At 64.9% G+C, this 14,335-nt stretch carries 15 protein-coding genes; 5 read left to right on the top strand and 10 right to left on the bottom strand.

Features of this window, described 5'->3' with window-relative positions; genetic code table 11:
- Nucleotides 1–2: 2 nt before the first annotated feature.
- The 5 genes from LY284_RS23635 to LY284_RS23615 form a co-directional block, all read right to left on the bottom strand.
- Nucleotides 3–1,295, bottom strand: a complete 1,293-nt coding sequence (locus LY284_RS23635; protein WP_233388150.1) for an FUSC family protein — start codon at nt 1,293–1,295, stop codon at nt 3–5.
- An 87-nt stretch (nt 1,296–1,382) separates the two neighbouring features.
- Nucleotides 1,383–2,021: a LysE family translocator gene (locus tag LY284_RS23630; protein WP_233388149.1), complete on the bottom strand. Its 639-nt coding sequence runs from the start codon at nt 2,019–2,021 to the stop codon at nt 1,383–1,385.
- Nucleotides 2,022–2,141: 120 nt separating this feature from the next.
- A complete protein-coding gene (locus LY284_RS23625) occupies nt 2,142–3,758 on the bottom strand; it encodes an alkaline phosphatase (RefSeq protein WP_233388148.1) in 1,617 nt (538 codons plus the stop codon).
- An 18-nt stretch (nt 3,759–3,776) separates the two neighbouring features.
- Nucleotides 3,777–4,310: a universal stress protein gene (locus tag LY284_RS23620; protein WP_233388147.1), complete on the bottom strand. Its 534-nt coding sequence runs from the start codon at nt 4,308–4,310 to the stop codon at nt 3,777–3,779.
- A gap of 25 nt (nt 4,311–4,335) precedes the next feature.
- Entirely contained in the window at nt 4,336–4,722 is a 387-nt protein-coding gene (locus tag LY284_RS23615; RefSeq protein WP_014251585.1) for a TerB family tellurite resistance protein, read from the bottom strand.
- A gap of 393 nt (nt 4,723–5,115) precedes the next feature.
- Between LY284_RS23615 and LY284_RS23610 the strand changes: the two genes are divergently transcribed.
- Together LY284_RS23610 and LY284_RS23605 are read left to right on the top strand one after the other, a co-directional pair.
- Complete coding sequence (locus LY284_RS23610) at nt 5,116–5,598, top strand: glycoside hydrolase family 108 protein (RefSeq protein ID WP_014251584.1); 483 nt, start codon at nt 5,116–5,118, stop codon at nt 5,596–5,598.
- Entirely contained in the window at nt 5,598–6,299 is a 702-nt protein-coding gene (locus tag LY284_RS23605; RefSeq protein ID WP_014251583.1) for a hypothetical protein, read from the top strand. The genes LY284_RS23610 and LY284_RS23605 overlap by 1 nt, the downstream gene beginning before the upstream one ends.
- Before the next feature lie 145 nt (nt 6,300–6,444).
- Here LY284_RS23605 and LY284_RS23600 read toward each other — a convergent pair whose 3' ends face one another.
- The gene (locus LY284_RS23600; protein WP_045452576.1) at nt 6,445–7,212 is read right to left on the bottom strand and encodes an IclR family transcriptional regulator C-terminal domain-containing protein; all 768 of its coding nucleotides are present in this window, start codon (nt 7,210–7,212) and stop codon (nt 6,445–6,447) included.
- A gap of 268 nt (nt 7,213–7,480) precedes the next feature.
- Here LY284_RS23600 and LY284_RS23595 point away from each other — a divergent pair, with 268 nt between their 5' ends.
- Nucleotides 7,481–8,890, top strand: coding sequence for an MFS transporter (locus tag LY284_RS23595; RefSeq protein ID WP_014251580.1), 1,410 nt, complete (start codon nt 7,481–7,483; stop codon nt 8,888–8,890).
- A gap of 120 nt (nt 8,891–9,010) precedes the next feature.
- A complete protein-coding gene (locus LY284_RS23590) occupies nt 9,011–9,925 on the top strand; it encodes a LysR family transcriptional regulator (RefSeq protein WP_014251579.1) in 915 nt (304 codons plus the stop codon).
- Between the two features lie 9 nt (nt 9,926–9,934).
- On the opposite strand, the gene LY284_RS23585 is transcribed toward LY284_RS23590, so the two are convergent.
- Both LY284_RS23585 and LY284_RS23580 read right to left on the bottom strand, forming a co-directional pair.
- Nucleotides 9,935–10,819: a helix-turn-helix domain-containing GNAT family N-acetyltransferase gene (locus LY284_RS23585; RefSeq protein WP_233388146.1), complete on the bottom strand. Its 885-nt coding sequence runs from the start codon at nt 10,817–10,819 to the stop codon at nt 9,935–9,937.
- 61 nt (nt 10,820–10,880) lie between these two features.
- Nucleotides 10,881–11,894 carry an AraC family transcriptional regulator gene (locus LY284_RS23580; protein WP_233388145.1) on the bottom strand — a complete coding sequence of 338 codons (1,014 nt, stop codon included), beginning with the start codon at nt 11,892–11,894 and terminating at the stop codon, nt 10,881–10,883.
- A gap of 170 nt (nt 11,895–12,064) precedes the next feature.
- Here LY284_RS23580 and LY284_RS23575 point away from each other — a divergent pair, with 170 nt between their 5' ends.
- Nucleotides 12,065–12,916 (top strand): class I SAM-dependent methyltransferase, encoded by an 852-nt coding sequence (locus tag LY284_RS23575; RefSeq protein WP_014251576.1) that lies wholly within the window; start codon nt 12,065–12,067, stop codon nt 12,914–12,916.
- 61 nt (nt 12,917–12,977) lie between these two features.
- On the opposite strand, the gene LY284_RS23570 is transcribed toward LY284_RS23575, so the two are convergent.
- Nucleotides 12,978–14,024 (bottom strand): Gfo/Idh/MocA family protein, encoded by a 1,047-nt coding sequence (locus LY284_RS23570; RefSeq protein WP_233388144.1) that lies wholly within the window; start codon nt 14,022–14,024, stop codon nt 12,978–12,980.
- Nucleotides 14,025–14,093: 69 nt separating this feature from the next.
- On the bottom strand, nt 14,094–14,303 hold the full coding sequence (locus tag LY284_RS23565) for a hypothetical protein (protein ID WP_233388143.1): 210 nt from the start codon (nt 14,301–14,303) through the stop codon (nt 14,094–14,096).
- Nucleotides 14,304–14,335: the final 32 nt, after the last annotated feature.

Genomic DNA, 14,335 nt, shown 5'->3' with positions numbered 1-14,335 from the left:
TTTCACCGCATGACGGCGTGCGGCGCGCGTTTCGACGCCCACGCCGCACCCAGCGCCATCACCGCCGAGAGCACCACAATCCCGCCGAGAATGCCGCCAAGCCGCATGAGCGCGGGCGCAGGATCGGACGACCAGTGATGGTCCTGCACGAACACCATGATGAAGGCGATGCCGAACTGCCGCCCGACATAGCTCGCGCCTTGCGTGCCCGTCTGCACATGGCAGCCGATCCACACGCCGGCGCACAGCGCGATCATGCAGGCGAGCGCGTGATCGCCGAGCAAGGGCAGCAGCGCGAGACTCACCGCGCCCGCGAGCAGACAGCCGACGAAGCGCTGAATCATGCGCTCCGCGATCGGCTTGTGCGTCGGCTTGCCGAGCGCCGACGCGGGCAGGATCAGCACGGCGATCGCCGTCACCATCGCCTGCGCGAAGCCGGGCAGGTCCCACACGTAGGCAAGCGACGCAAGGATCATCACCGACCACGCGCTTTGCCAGCCGAGGCGCTTGCGCATGGCGAGCGCGATGTGCTCGTCGCGCGCCACGTGCGTCGCATCGAGTGCCTGCACGGCGCGGGCCGCATCGGACGGCATGACGGTGACGAGCTGCGCATTGGCGCCATCGACGCGATCGATCGTCGATGCCGCCTGCGCGCGCGGCACCGGCGGCGCCCCGCGCGACTTGCGATAGTGCTGCACGCCCGCGTGAAAAACCGCCGACACCGCCACGCACGCAACCGTCCCGACGACCACTTCCGCGACACGCAAGAGCGCGAACGACGCCGTCGCCGCCGCGGACGCGAGCCGATGCGCCTCGAACGTCACCATCAGCGACGTGACCGCGCCGAGTACCCACGCGTAGCCTGCATCAGAAATGAGCGCGCGATAGACCGCGACGCCCGTGATCACGCCGAGCAGCGGCACGAAGAGCCATGGCGCATCGCCGATGACGGGCCCGGCCACCGCGCCGATCAGCGCGCCCGCGACCGTGCCGATCACGCGCTGCACGCCGCGCTGGGCGCACGCGGAGAACTTCGTCTGCATCACCGCGAAGCCGCTGATTGCGGCCCACCAGATGTTGCTCAGGTGAAAGGCATAGGCGAGCGCGACGGCGAGCCCGACCGAGAGCATGGCCTGCGTGGCGAAAAGCGCGCGCGCGAGCGTCGGCCGGATCGCGATCAGCTCGCACCCGAGCGACGCGAAGGCATCCCGGACGATGTGGGCAAGCGCGCCCAGTGCCGCGGCGCTTTCGTGGAGGATGGGCTGGGCGCTTCGGGGAGAATCGTCGGTTGGCATCGTTCTGGCGAAAGAGCGGCGTTTGCTTGAGCGTAGCCGCCTGTCGTCCAGATGCAAAGCCGAACTGCGCGAGGTGCGGCAAATCCGCTACACGCGCGAGGTCAGCAGCCGGATGCCCGCCGCGCCGAACACGAGCGCGAGGCACGCGTTCAGTCCGCGCTGGATGCGCCGGTAGACGCGCCGCGCGGACGCCATCGAAAAGAGCGCGGCATAGCCGCCGAACACGCACACGCCGATGCACAGACAGCCCGCGACGACGACGAGCATGTGCCCCGCCCCCTCGCCCGACGACGATCCGAGCGCCGCGACGGACATCCACACGAGAATCGCCTTCGGGTTGGTGAGATGCAGAAGCGCGCCGCGCGCGTACAGCTTGCGTCCGCTCTGTCCGGACGCGTCCGTGGACGATGCGCGCACCGGCGGCCTGAGCGCCGCGCGCCCCGACTTGAACGCGAGCCACAGCAGATACAGCCCGCCGCAGATCTTCACGCCGATGAGAAAGCCCGAATACGCCGTGAGCGCGGCGGACAGGCCGAGCGCCGCGAGCATCGCCCAGAAGAACGAGCCGGACATGACGCCCGCCGCGAATGCGAACGCCGCGCGCCGGCCCGAGGTGCTCGCGATCGACATGATCGCAAGATTGCTCGGCCCCGGGCTCGCGGTGCCGACGAAATACGCGGAATACGCGATGAGCAGGTTGGCGCTGAACAGGGCGTGGTCGGTCATGGCCGTCGCGTCTCCATCGGGTGGAATGTACGGCATTGTCGGCGAGCCATGCCGGGCGCGTCCATGAACGATTTGGGTTCGAGCGGGCGGGCCAGTTGCGGCGGCGCGGACGCCCGGCGCTCAAGCTTCCACGTCGAGCTTCACCTCGTAGAGCGACTTGCCGTTCAGATCATGCAGGGAAACCGTCATCGCGCGGCTCGCCGGATCGATCTTCGCGCGCCCATAGAACTGCTGCAGCGCGGCGGGCGAGCGGTTCTGCGGATTGTCCTTCGGCACGCTCACATAGCGCAGTTCGGGACCGAAGGTCATGTCGAGATCGTTCGGGCCGAACGTGCCCGCGTTGATCGGCCCGCCGACGAACTCCCAGAACGGCTTGAACTCCGTGAACCGCGCGCGCGACGGATCGTAATGCGTCGCCTGCGCGTAGTGCACGTCGGCCGTGATCCACACGACATTTTTGATGTCTTCCCGCTTGATGAAGGCGAGGATGTCCCGCAACTCCAGCTCGCGGCCGAGCGGCGCGCCGTCGTCCGCGTTGGCCCAGGCTTCGAAAGTGCCCTTCGGCACGTCGGGGTTCGCATCGGGCACGACGAGCGAAATCGGCATGTCGCTCGCGATCACTTTCCACGTCGCGCGCGAGGCCTTCAGCGACGCCTTCAGCCATTCGCTCTGCTGCGAGCCGAGAAAGGCCGAGTCGGCGTCGAGGCGCGTCTGCCTGTTCGGCGAATTCGCGCCGCGATACGAACGCTCGTCGAGCATGAACACATCGAGCAGCGGGCCGAACTGAAAGCCGCGATAGACCTGCTCCGGATCGAGCTGATTGATGCGATACGGGTTGTATTCGAACATCGCCTGTTTCGCGCGCGCTTCGAGCAGGTTGATCGAGCGCGTCTGATAACGCTTCTCCGCCTCGCCGATCTGCTCGCCCGGATACCAGTTGTTGCGCACTTCGTGATCGTCCCATTGCACGAGGAACGGCACTTCGGCGGCGAAGCGGCGCTTGTTTTTATCGAGCTGGTTGTAGGCGAACGCGGCGCGGTAATCGTCGAGCGTCTGCGCGACATGCGACTTGCCCTCGGTGACGATGTTGGTCCACATCGTGCCGTCGGGCAGCTTCACTTCCGATTCGATCACGCTGTCCGCATAGATCTGATCGCCCTGATGGATGAAGAAATCCGGCGACTCGCGGCGCATCGCCTCATAGATGCGATAGCCGCCGAAGCGCTCGTTGATGCCCCAGCCCTGCCCCGCTTCGTCGCCGGAGAAGACGAAGGTGATCGGCTTGGCCGCATCGGGCGATGCCGTGCGCAGGCGTCCCGTCACCGGCTCGCTATAGGCCTTGCCATCGACGAGATCGGCGAAGCGCACGCGATAGAACACGTCCGCGCCGGGCGGCAGAGCGGTCAGATCGACGCGCGCCGTGAAGCCGCTGCCTTCGAGCGCCGCCGGTCCGATACGCCGCTGAAACGTGGCGAAGTTTTCGCTCGTCGAGTATTCGACGATCATGCGCGCGGGCCGGTCCGTGCGGCTCCAGACGATGCCGCTCGTCGCGGTGACGTCGCCGCTCATCACGCCGCCGGGCAGTTGCGGACGCAGCCTGTCCGACGTGACGACGGCAGGCGCCACGCCTTGCGCGAGCGCATCGGCGAGACCCGCGCCCGTGAGCGCGAGCCCCGTGCCGGACACGAGGCCCTTCAGCAAGGTGCGTCGGGACGGTTTGACGATGCGATCCGGCATGGGCGTTCCTCTCGAACTCTATGATGGTGCAGCGTTGCGCTGCGACGAATCGACGATGGTAAAACGTAACGGTGTCGCTTTTGTTTCAGCGCGCGCTTCATCGTCGTCGCCCGCACGGTTCGAGGCGATCAGCACGCGGCGGTTGCTATGACGGCTCACCGCGTCGGACACGCGCTCTTCCCAGAAGCGCCAGTGCGCGCCCTTCGCGCGACCGATCACGATGAGATCCGCATCGAACTCGCGCGCCGCCTGAGCGATCACGCGCCCGAGCGTCGCGCGCATCGGCAGATCCATCGTGACGCAGACGCCGTCCACCTCCGATGCGCGCATCGTCTGCAAGGTGTGGCGCTCGACTTCGCGCGCCAGCCGGTCGACATGCGCGAGCGCCGCGCCCAGGTCGTACTGCGCCGACGATACCGCCCAGAACGGCATGCGATCCACGATATGCAGCGCCGTGAGACGCGCGTTGAATTCGCGGGCCCGCGCTATGCCGAGCGTGAGCGCGGCATGGCTCAGGCCCGGCCCCACCGCGACGAGAATATGTTTTTGCATGATGTCGTCTCCAGTCGATCGCGTTTCACTGCATGCGCCATGTGCGCTTCACGGCATCGATCACGTCGGCTTCGGCGCACGTCATGAAGCCGTCCGCGACGACCGCCGATTCGCATAACGTGAGCACGTCGCGTCGCATGCGCTCGTCGCGCACTTCTTCGGCCAGTTGCTGCACGATGTGAGGATCGACGCGGCACGCGTCGTCCCATGTGAGCGGTGAATGGCGCATGAGGTCCTCGCACACTTCGCGCACGATTTCGTGAAGATCGCCGGGTGCAAGGCCTAAGCGCGCATAAAACCCGCACCGTTCGAGCTCTTCGATTTCCGCTCGCCCGATATGCCCGTCCGCGATCAGCGACATCACGACGATGCGCGCCGCCGCGCGGGGACTGTCCGATGGATAGTGACGCATGGCTTATCTCCTCGATGAAACATCGTCAACTGAAGGCAGTGCGTGCTGCTTCGTCGAAATCGCGCCGCCTGATGCCTTGCATCGTAGGAACGGAGAATGAGCCTCGAATGAGCATGCGCCGCTGTTCGCGCCGCCCGAACAAATGCGCTGAAAAGCGTCGGCCAACGCACGACAGTTCGCTTTCGCTTTGTTCGCGCTGAATGCCGCCGAGCCTTGTACTACAAGGCATTCGCAAAACTGGCACGGCCGATGCATAAGGCCTAGCCGTCGCGTCATGACTGCCTGCCACTGTTTGATGCGACCGGGCCGGCCGCCTCGCGCGCCGGCCCGTTTTCATCCGGCGCCGCGCGTTCAGCTTGCGGCGGCTCGCGCAGGCGCCAAGGAGAATCGACCATGAACAACTTCGACGACGCCTTCGAAGCGCTCATCGGCAGCGAAGGCGGCTACTCGTTCCACCCGGCGGACCCGGGCGGCGAAACAATGTGGGGCGTGACGGCGCGCGTTGCACGCGGCTATGGCTATGCGGGCGCGATGAAGGACCTGCCGCTCGAACTCGCCAGGCGCATCGCCAAGCAGAAGTATTGGGACCCGCTGCATCTCGATGAATTCGATCCGCGCGTCGCCTTCCAGATCTTCGACGCCAACTACAACGGCGGACTCGTCGTGCTGTGGATGCAGAAGGCGTCGGGCGCGAAGGAAGACGGCAAGTTCGGACCCGATACGGTCGATGCCGTCAAAGCCGCCGATCCGATGCGTTTCGTACTCCGATTCATTGCTTATCGATTGCGTTATCTGAAGGGCCTGCACGCATGGCCGACGTTCAGCCGCGGCTGGACCGAGCGCATGGCCGTGAATCTTCTTTTGGGAGCAGCATGATGGACTGGTCGAAAGTGGCGGCAACGATCGGCGCGAAGGCGCCTCTTCTGGCGGGTCTCATCGGCGGGCCTGTGGGTCTCGGCGTGACGACGGCGGCCGCGATCATCTCGCATGCGCTTGGCACGCCGAGCGATCCGGATGTCGTCGAGACCGCGCTCAACGATCCCGACGCGCTCGACAAGATTGGCAAAGCGGAAAACGCGAACTCGCTTCAGTTGCAGCAGCTCGTGGTGGCGGCGGCGCAGGCGCGCCTGTCGTTCGAGGCGGACATGGCGCGCATCGCGGCGGGCGACCGCGCCGATGCGCGCGCAATGGGCATCGCCAACAAGGACTGGGTGCCGAAGGTGCTCGCGATGAGCGTGACCGCCGGCTTCTTCGGCATCCTGCTGCTGATGGCGTTGCGCGCCTTGCCCGAGGCGAATCGCGATCTCGTCAACGTGGTGGTCGGCGCGCTCGGGACGGCGTGGATCAGCATCATCGGCTATTACTTCGGGACGTCGGCGGGCTCGATGCGCAAGACGGAGCTGCTCGCGCAACCCAGCGTGCCGATCACGCCGGAGACGGCCGTGACGTTGCGCGATCCTGCGCCGGCGGCGGCATCGGCTTCGGCTGCCCGCGATGCATCGGGCGCGCATGCGGATCATGCACCGCGCGCGTTCGTGCCGGGCGGGCAAGGTCCGATCTTTACGGGTGGGTCGTGAGCGGGAATCGCCGGTGAGCACCGGGACCGGCCTGAAAAGCGCTGATCCCGAAAACCCTCACCTCTCCCGCTCCCCGCAGCGCCGAAACCCCTTAAAACAAAGGCCTCAAACGCGCTCCGAACCCACGTTCCCGAAAACCCTCACCTCAGATCACGTTCAGCATCGACAACGCCGTCTCCTGCAACGGCTGCAGTACGCGAAGCAGCGCGGCCTCGCTCGTCTCTTTCCCGATCGGCATGTTCACCGACAGCGCGGCCACCACTTCGCCATGCCGGTTCTTCATCGGCACCGCGACGCCGCGCACGCCCATCTGCAATTGCTGCTCGATCGCGACGTAACCATCCACACGCGACTGGCGGATCTTCTCGTAGAGCTTTTCCTTGTTGGTGATCGTGAGCGGCGTGAAGGGCTTGAACTCGGTCGCGTCGAGCCACTGGCGCACGGAGGCTTCGTCCTTGTAGGCGAGCATCGCGATGCCGCCCGACATCAACGCCGCCGGCACGCGCGCGCCGAGCACGAAGCCCGTCGTCATCACGCGCGTGGAGCCGTTGCGCGCGATGATGACCAGATCCCAGTCATCCAGCACGCTCACGTACACCGACTCGTGTATCGACGCGCTCAACTGCTGCAGATAAGGCTGCACGATGCGCGGCAGCCGCGCCGACTCGAAATACGACCAGCCCATGCGCAACACGCGCGGCGTGAGATTGAAGAGCTTGCCGTCGGTCTGCACGTAGCCGAGATGCGCGAGCGTCAGCAGATAGCGGCGCGCGGCGGTGCGCGTCAAGCCCGTGCGCATGGCGGCTTGTGTCGGCGTCATGCGCGCGTGCTGATCGTCGAAGGCTTCGAGGATCGCCAGGCCCTTTTCCAGGCCAGCGATCCAGTCGCGTTTGTCGAGTGCCGGTTTAGTCATGCTGACATGCTTGTTTAGTTATGGATCACGGGATGTTTCGGCCTCCCACAATAGCCAATGGCTAGTGCTAACCCCCAAAGTGATCGATTATCGGACACGCGCGTGCGATAATCGCGCAAAATTTATCATAAAACGTTGATCGAAAGGGGTTGCGCTCTTATTCTCCAATCACTTTCAGAGCGACGCGTATTCAGACCTTCCGAATGCCCCGCCGCTCGCCCAGGTTCTCAGGCTCAACTCCATAAACCCATTGTTCGGAGACATCACTATGGCTAGCCTCAAGGAAGACGCGCACGGCGGCCGCCAGGCGAAAAAAGCGACCGCGAGCGGCTGGATCGGCTCGGCGCTGGAGTATTACGACTTCTTCATCTACGCCCAGGCAGCAGCGCTCATTTTCCCGCAGTTGTTCTTCCCGTCGGGCAATCCGAAGGTGGCGATCATCGCGTCGCTCGCGACGTACGGCGTGGGTTACGTGGCGCGTCCGATTGGCGCGTTCGTGCTCGGCCATCTGGGCGACACGCACGGCCGCAAGAACGTGCTGCTCATCTGCATGTTCCTGATGGGTCTCTCGACGATGGCGGTCGGTCTCCTGCCGACTTATCACCAGATCGGCATGCTCGCGCCGGCGCTGCTCGTCGTGCTGCGTCTGGTTCAGGGCTTCGCGGTGGCGGGTGAAATCTCCGGCGCAAGCTCGATGATTCTCGAACACGCGCCGTTCGGACGCCGCGGTTACTACGCGAGCTTCACGCTGCAGGGCGTGCAGGCCGGCCAGATTCTCGCCGCCGCCGTGTTCCTGCCGCTCGCCACGTTCATGCCGGAAGACATGTTCAATTCGTGGGGCTGGCGCGTGCCGTTCCTGCTGTCGGCCTTCGTGCTGGTCGCGGGCTACATCATCCGGAAGGAAGTGCATGAAACGCCGGCGTTCACGTCCGAAGAATCGCACGGCGATCTGCCGAAGTCGCCGATCAAGGAAGCGTTCGCCAACAGCACGCCCGACATGATCCGCGTCGTCTGCATGGCGCTGATGAACGTGATTCCCGTCGTCGCCACGATCTTCGGTGCGGCGTATGCGGTGCAGTCGTCGTATGGCATCGGCTTCCACAAGAGCGTGTATCTGTGGATTCCGGTGGTCGGCAATATCGTCGCGGTGCTGGTGATTCCGTTCGTCGGCAATCTGTCCGACAAGATCGGGCGTCGTCCGATGATGATCGGCGGTTCGCTGATCTCCGGCGTGCTGGCGTTCGGCTATCTGTATGCGATCAGCATCCACAGCGTGACGCTCGCCTTCCTGATGTCGCTGCTGATGTGGGGCGTGGTGTACCAGGGCTACAACGCGATCTTCCCGAGCTTCTACCCGGAACTCTTCCCGACCCGCTCGCGTGTTTCGGCGATGGCGATTGCGCAGAACGTCGGCACGACCATCACCGCGCTCCTGCCCGCGCTGTTCGCAGCCGTGGCGCCGCCGGGATCGGACAACATCCCGCTGACGGTCGGCGCCATTGCCTTCGGCGTGACGATCATCGCGGCAATCGCGGCTTACTCGGCGCGTGAGACGTATCGCATCCGCCTGAACGATCTCGGCAAGAAGGACGCCGTGCCGATGAGCGAGCAAGAGTACGAGCGTCTGCGCGCCGACTCGATGAACGTGGACAAGGTCGCCAAGGCGCGCCACGCATAAATCGACCGTGCTGGAGTGTTTGACGGGCCCTTCGGGGCCCGTTTTTTTTGCGCCCGGCGTTTGGAGTCGGCGTGAGCCGTTTAACATGAATGCCAATTCATCGATGACGCGGAGTTATGAATGGCGGGCTTCAACGAACGCATCCTCAACGGCATCAGCGTGTTCGCGGCGATCGTCGACGCGGGCACGTTCGCCGCGGCGGGCGATCGTCTCGGCATGTCGCAGCCCGGCGTGAGCCGCGCCATCGCGCGTCTCGAAGCGCGCCTGAAGATTCGGCTTTTCGACCGCACGACACGCAGCGTCGCGCTCACCGACGACGGCCGGCGCTTCTTCGCCCAGGTCATGCCGCATCTCGCGGGACTCGAAGAGGCGGCGGCCACCGCATCGGGCAGTTCGACGGCCGTGCGCGGTCGCCTGCGCGTGAACGTCGATCCGATTTTTTCGCGGCTTTTGCTCGGCCCGAAGCTCGATGCGTTTCTCAAGGCGCACGCCGATCTGCAACTGGAGCTCATCACGAGCGACCGGCTGGGCGACATGATCGCGGACGGCTTCGATCTCGCCGTGCGCTTCGGCGAGCCGCGCGAATCGAGTCTCGTCGCGCGCAAGCTGCTCGATACGCCGGTGCACACCGTCGCCGCGCCCTCCTATATCAAACGATGCGGCAAGCCCGCGACGCCGCAGTCGCTCGCCGACGACGCACACACGTGCATCGAGTTTCGCGACCCTGAAACGGGGCGGCCGTTCGTGTGGGAGTTTCATCGGAAGAAGAAGCGCGTCACGGTTCAGACACGCGGCCGTCTGACCTTGAACGATCCCGGCACGATGCTGAGCACGCTGCTGTCGGGCTATGGCATCGCGCAGATTCTCGCGCTCGGTCACGAGCATCTGCTCGCGGACGGCAAGCTGATCGATCTCTTCCCCGACTGGCCCGACGAGCGCTTTCCGCTCTATGCGTTCTATCCGTCGCGGCATCATCCGCCGGCGAAGACGCGGGCGTTTCTCGATCTCGTGATCGCGCTCACGGGCAAGCGCTGACTGCGCGCATCAACGCAATGCTTTCTCGAACCAGTGATCGGCATATGCTTCATCGCTGAACGGAGCGACTTCGACATAACCCGCCTGGCGATACAGCTCGATCGCCTCCTTCAGCGTCTTGTTGGTCTCCAGACGCACGGCTTTCGCACCGCTTCGACGCGCGTGCTGCTCGGCTTCTCCCAGCAAGCGCCGTCCGACGCCAAGGCCGCGCGCGGACGCGCTCACCCACATGCGTTTCAGTTCGGCCGCGGACTTGCCATGAAACTTGAGCGCCACGCAGCCCAGCGCCGCGCCGCGCAGTCTCGCGACGATCAGCGCGCCCCGCGGTGCGACGAGTTCGCGCGCATCGGCCGACAGGCTGCGCGACGGATCGAAACCGGCATCGAAGCGCGCATTCAATTCGGCAAAGTATTGATCGATGCACCATCGCGCATCGTCGCTCGCCGGGTCTTCGATCGCGAAGCGCATCAGCGAAGGTTGCAGCAAGCGCTCGACCTCCGCCATCGCCGCGACGAGCCGTTCGCGCTGCGATTCGTTCAACGGTTCCAGCATGCTGCCCGCGACCGTGTCCGACAGCCGTTCGAGTTCGTCGCGTTCGCCGCGGCCCGCTTCGGTCAATACGGCGCGGCGCACTCTGCGGTCGTCGGGACGGGATTCCACCGCGACGAGCCCTTGCCGTTCGAGCGATGCCAGCGTGCGGCTCAGATAGCCGGAGTCGAGCCCGAGACGTTCGCGCAGCACGCGAAGATCGACGCCTTGCGCGCCGATTTCCCAGAGCAGCCGCGACTCGCCCATGGGCCGGCCGCGTCCGAGAAAATGATCGTTGAGCGCGCCGATGCCCTCGGCAACGGTGCGATTGAAACTGCGAATCTGATTGATGTCGGCCGGATTCATGGCGATGCCCAAGGCGAGTTCAACTCTCTGACCTTAGTCAGAGAATTCGCCGGCGTCAAGTTCAATGCGTTTGCGCCACGGCTTCCACGCGCGTTTTCTCGCGGCGCCACGTCGCGGGCGGCTTGCCCACGAGGCGCTTGAACGCGCGGATGAACGCCGCTTCGGACGCGTAGCCCACGTCCTGCGCGACCGACGCGATCGTCGAGTTGGTGTTGCGCAAGAGACCCGATGCGACCTGCATGCGCCAGTTGACGAGATATTGCATCGGCGGCAGTCCGATCATGTCGACAAAGCGTTCGTGCAGCGCCGAACGCGAGAGACCCACGCGTTCGCCGAGCTCCTCGACGGTCCATTCGTGCGACGGTTCGTCGTGCATGACGGCGAGCGCACGGCCAACGAACCGGTCGCGCAATCCCGCGAGCCAGCCGCGGCTCTGGTCGGGCAGCACCTCGACGTAACGGCGCACCGCATCGACGAACATCATTTCGCTCATGCGTTCGAGCATCGCCTCGCCGCCGGGCCGCTTATGGCGCGATTCGACCACTGCCTGCTGCATGAAGTGATTAATCCAGCCCTGCGTACCGGTCTCGCTCAGATGAAGCAGGCGCGGCAACGTGGCGATCAGCGGATTGAACGGCCGCAGATCGCAGCCGAGAAAGCCGCACACGAGCATTGTTTCGTATGAATCACCGGGGCGCGGATTGTTGCGCGCTTCGACCGCGTCATAGGTCAGCGTAAAGGGCAACTGATCGATCTTCATCGAGAGCGGATCGATATCGACCTCGGCGCGAATGCCGGGCGCACTCGAAATCACATGCGCATCGCCATGCGGAAACACGATGATGTCGCCGCTCGCGAGACGCACCGGCGCTTCGCCAACCAGCGCGCCCCAGCAGTTGCCGTGCGTCACGACGTGATACTCCATCACGTGCTCGCAATCCGGCATGACGATGCTCGCGATGTCGCGCGCGGGCGGCGCCTCGGCCGCCCAGCTACGGTTTCCGCTCACATGAAAGAAGAGCGCGCCGCGCAGGCGCACCGTGCGCAGCACATCGGACAGGATGTCGTGACTCATGTGGGCTCCCGGTGAGCGAAAGCATCGGCGCGTCGCAAAGCGGACGATCGGGCAATTCGCGGCGACTCGCGGACAGGCATCGAAGCGATGGTAACGGGATACTGCCTGTGCCCGCCATCAGGGCGATGCTCGACACATCATCTGGAAACTGGGAACCTGGAGAAGGAACCATGCATGCGTTGAATACATCCGCGATCTGCGACGAGCCGATCAAGGCACAACCCGACTTCGCCGCGATCAAGGCCAAGCAGCAAGCCACATGGGCGAGCGGCGACTTTGCCGTGATCGGCACGACCTTGCAGATCGTGGGCGAAATGCTCGCTGAATCGATCGACGTGCGCGCAGGCGAACGTGTTCTCGATATCGCCGCGGGCAACGGCAACGCGACGCTCGCCGCCGCGCGCCGTTTCGCTCACGTGACATCGACCGATTACGTGCCCGCGCTGCTCGAAAAGGGCCGTGCGCGCGCGCAGGCCGAAGGACTTGCCGTCGACTTCAAAGAAGCCGATGCCGAAGCGCTGCCCTTCGATGACGGCAGCTTCGATGTCGTGCTGTCCACCTTCGGCGCGATGTTCACGCCCGATCACAAGCGCCCGGCCAGCGAAATGCTGCGCGTCGCGAAGAGCGGCGGGCGCATCGGCATGGCGAACTGGACGCCCGAAGGTTTCATCGGACAACTATTCAAGCTGATCGGCGGATACGTGCCGCCGCCCGCGGGCCTGCAATCGCCTGCGCTGTGGGGCACCGAGCCGCATCTGGTCGCGCTGTTCGGCTCGGAAGCGCTGGATATCCGTTGCGTTCGCAAGCACTTCAACATGCGCTATGAATCGAGCGCGCACTGGATTCAGGTGTTCCGCGATTTCTACGGGCCGGTGCATCGTGCGTTCGCCGCGCTCGATGCCGCGAAACAGGCGGATCTCGAACGCGATATCACGGCCTTGCTCGAACGTTGCAACGTGGCGGGCGCGGCATCGCTCGTGGTGCCGAGCGAGTATCTCGAAGTGGTGATCGTCAGACGCTGAAGTCCTGAGCGGCTCATGAGCGGCTCACGCGCCCGCACGGCGCGTGAACCGCCCGGCGAACTCAGAGCGTCACGGGCTTTTCGCTGCGCGCGCTTTCGATGATGGCCGCAAGCGTCGCGGCATTGTCGAGGCTCACTTGCGCGTAGTACTCGATTGCGGCGGCATCGTGCGTCGCGATCATGCGCGCGAAGCTTTCCGCCGCGAAGAAGAAACCGCTGCCCGCTTCGGATGCGACCGTCTCGAACGGCACCGAATTCGGAATGCCGCGCCGCACGCGCAACTGGCTCGGCAAATAGCCGAACTGATCGCCGGCAGTCTGCGCGCTCGTGTGATTCAGATATTCGGTGTCGATCGTGCCTTGCGTGCCGATGAGCGTCGCATGACGATGATTGGCCGCGTCCATCGAGCAGGAGACTTGTGCGCGGCGGCCATCGGCATAGACGAGCGTCGCCATGAGGCTGATATCGACCTTGCTGTCGGCCCACGTCGCGACGGCATCGACCCGTTGCGGCGCGCTGCCCATCACGAGGCGAATGAGGCTCAGCGGATAGCTGCCCGCATCGAGCAGCGCGCCGCCGCCGAGTTCCGGCTTCATGCGGATGTTCGCGCCGGGATTGCCCACCGTGAAGCCGAAGCTGGCCTGAATCGCGCGCACCTCGCCGATCGCGCCTTCGCCGATCAGCGTCATCATCGCGGTCGTTTGCGGCTGGAAGTAATACGGAAACGCTTCGAGCAGCATCACGCCATTGCGATCGGCGGCTTCGAACATGCGCACGGCTTCGTCGCGATCGAGCGCGAGCGGCTTTTCGCACAGGATGTGCTTGCCGTGGTCCGCGGCCTTGATCGCCCATTCGGCATGCAGGCTGTTCGGCAGCGGGATATAGACCGCGTCGATGTCCGGGGAGGCGAGCAGCGCGTCATAGCTGCCGAACCACGTTTCGATGCCGTTCGCTTCGGCGAACGCCTTCGCGCTTTCATCGCTGCGGCTCGCGACGGCGACGACGCGCACGGTCTCGCTCGGCCGGACGTCACGCGTGAATTGTCTTGCGATGTTCGCGCCGCCGAGAATGCCGAGGCGCAGGACGGAAGAGGCTTGAGTGGACGACAAGGCGGCTCCTTGAATTTGTACCAAACGGTTCACTCACGAAAGGTACCACAATCGCGCGCTTTTCGGCTTTCAGTGCACACACGAATCCGGACGATGCTTCGCGCCGCGCCGTTCGACGGGCACCTTGCAATCGTCCACGCGTTGCTCGTCGCTGGCCTTGTCGCCGAGGCGTTCTTTCAGGGTTTTCGGTTCGGACGCGGCTTCGGATGCGGCTGCCTCCACGGCATGCGCCGCGCCGCTCCACGCAATGCATGCACAGATGAGCAGGAGCTTCTTCATGACGGGCCCGCCGGCAAGGATGGAAACAACCA

This window comes from Caballeronia sp. PC1 (assembly GCF_021353155.1).
Lineage (GTDB): Bacteria > Pseudomonadota > Gammaproteobacteria > Burkholderiales > Burkholderiaceae > Caballeronia > Caballeronia cordobensis.
This window is presented reverse-complemented; position numbering and strand designations above follow the sequence as displayed.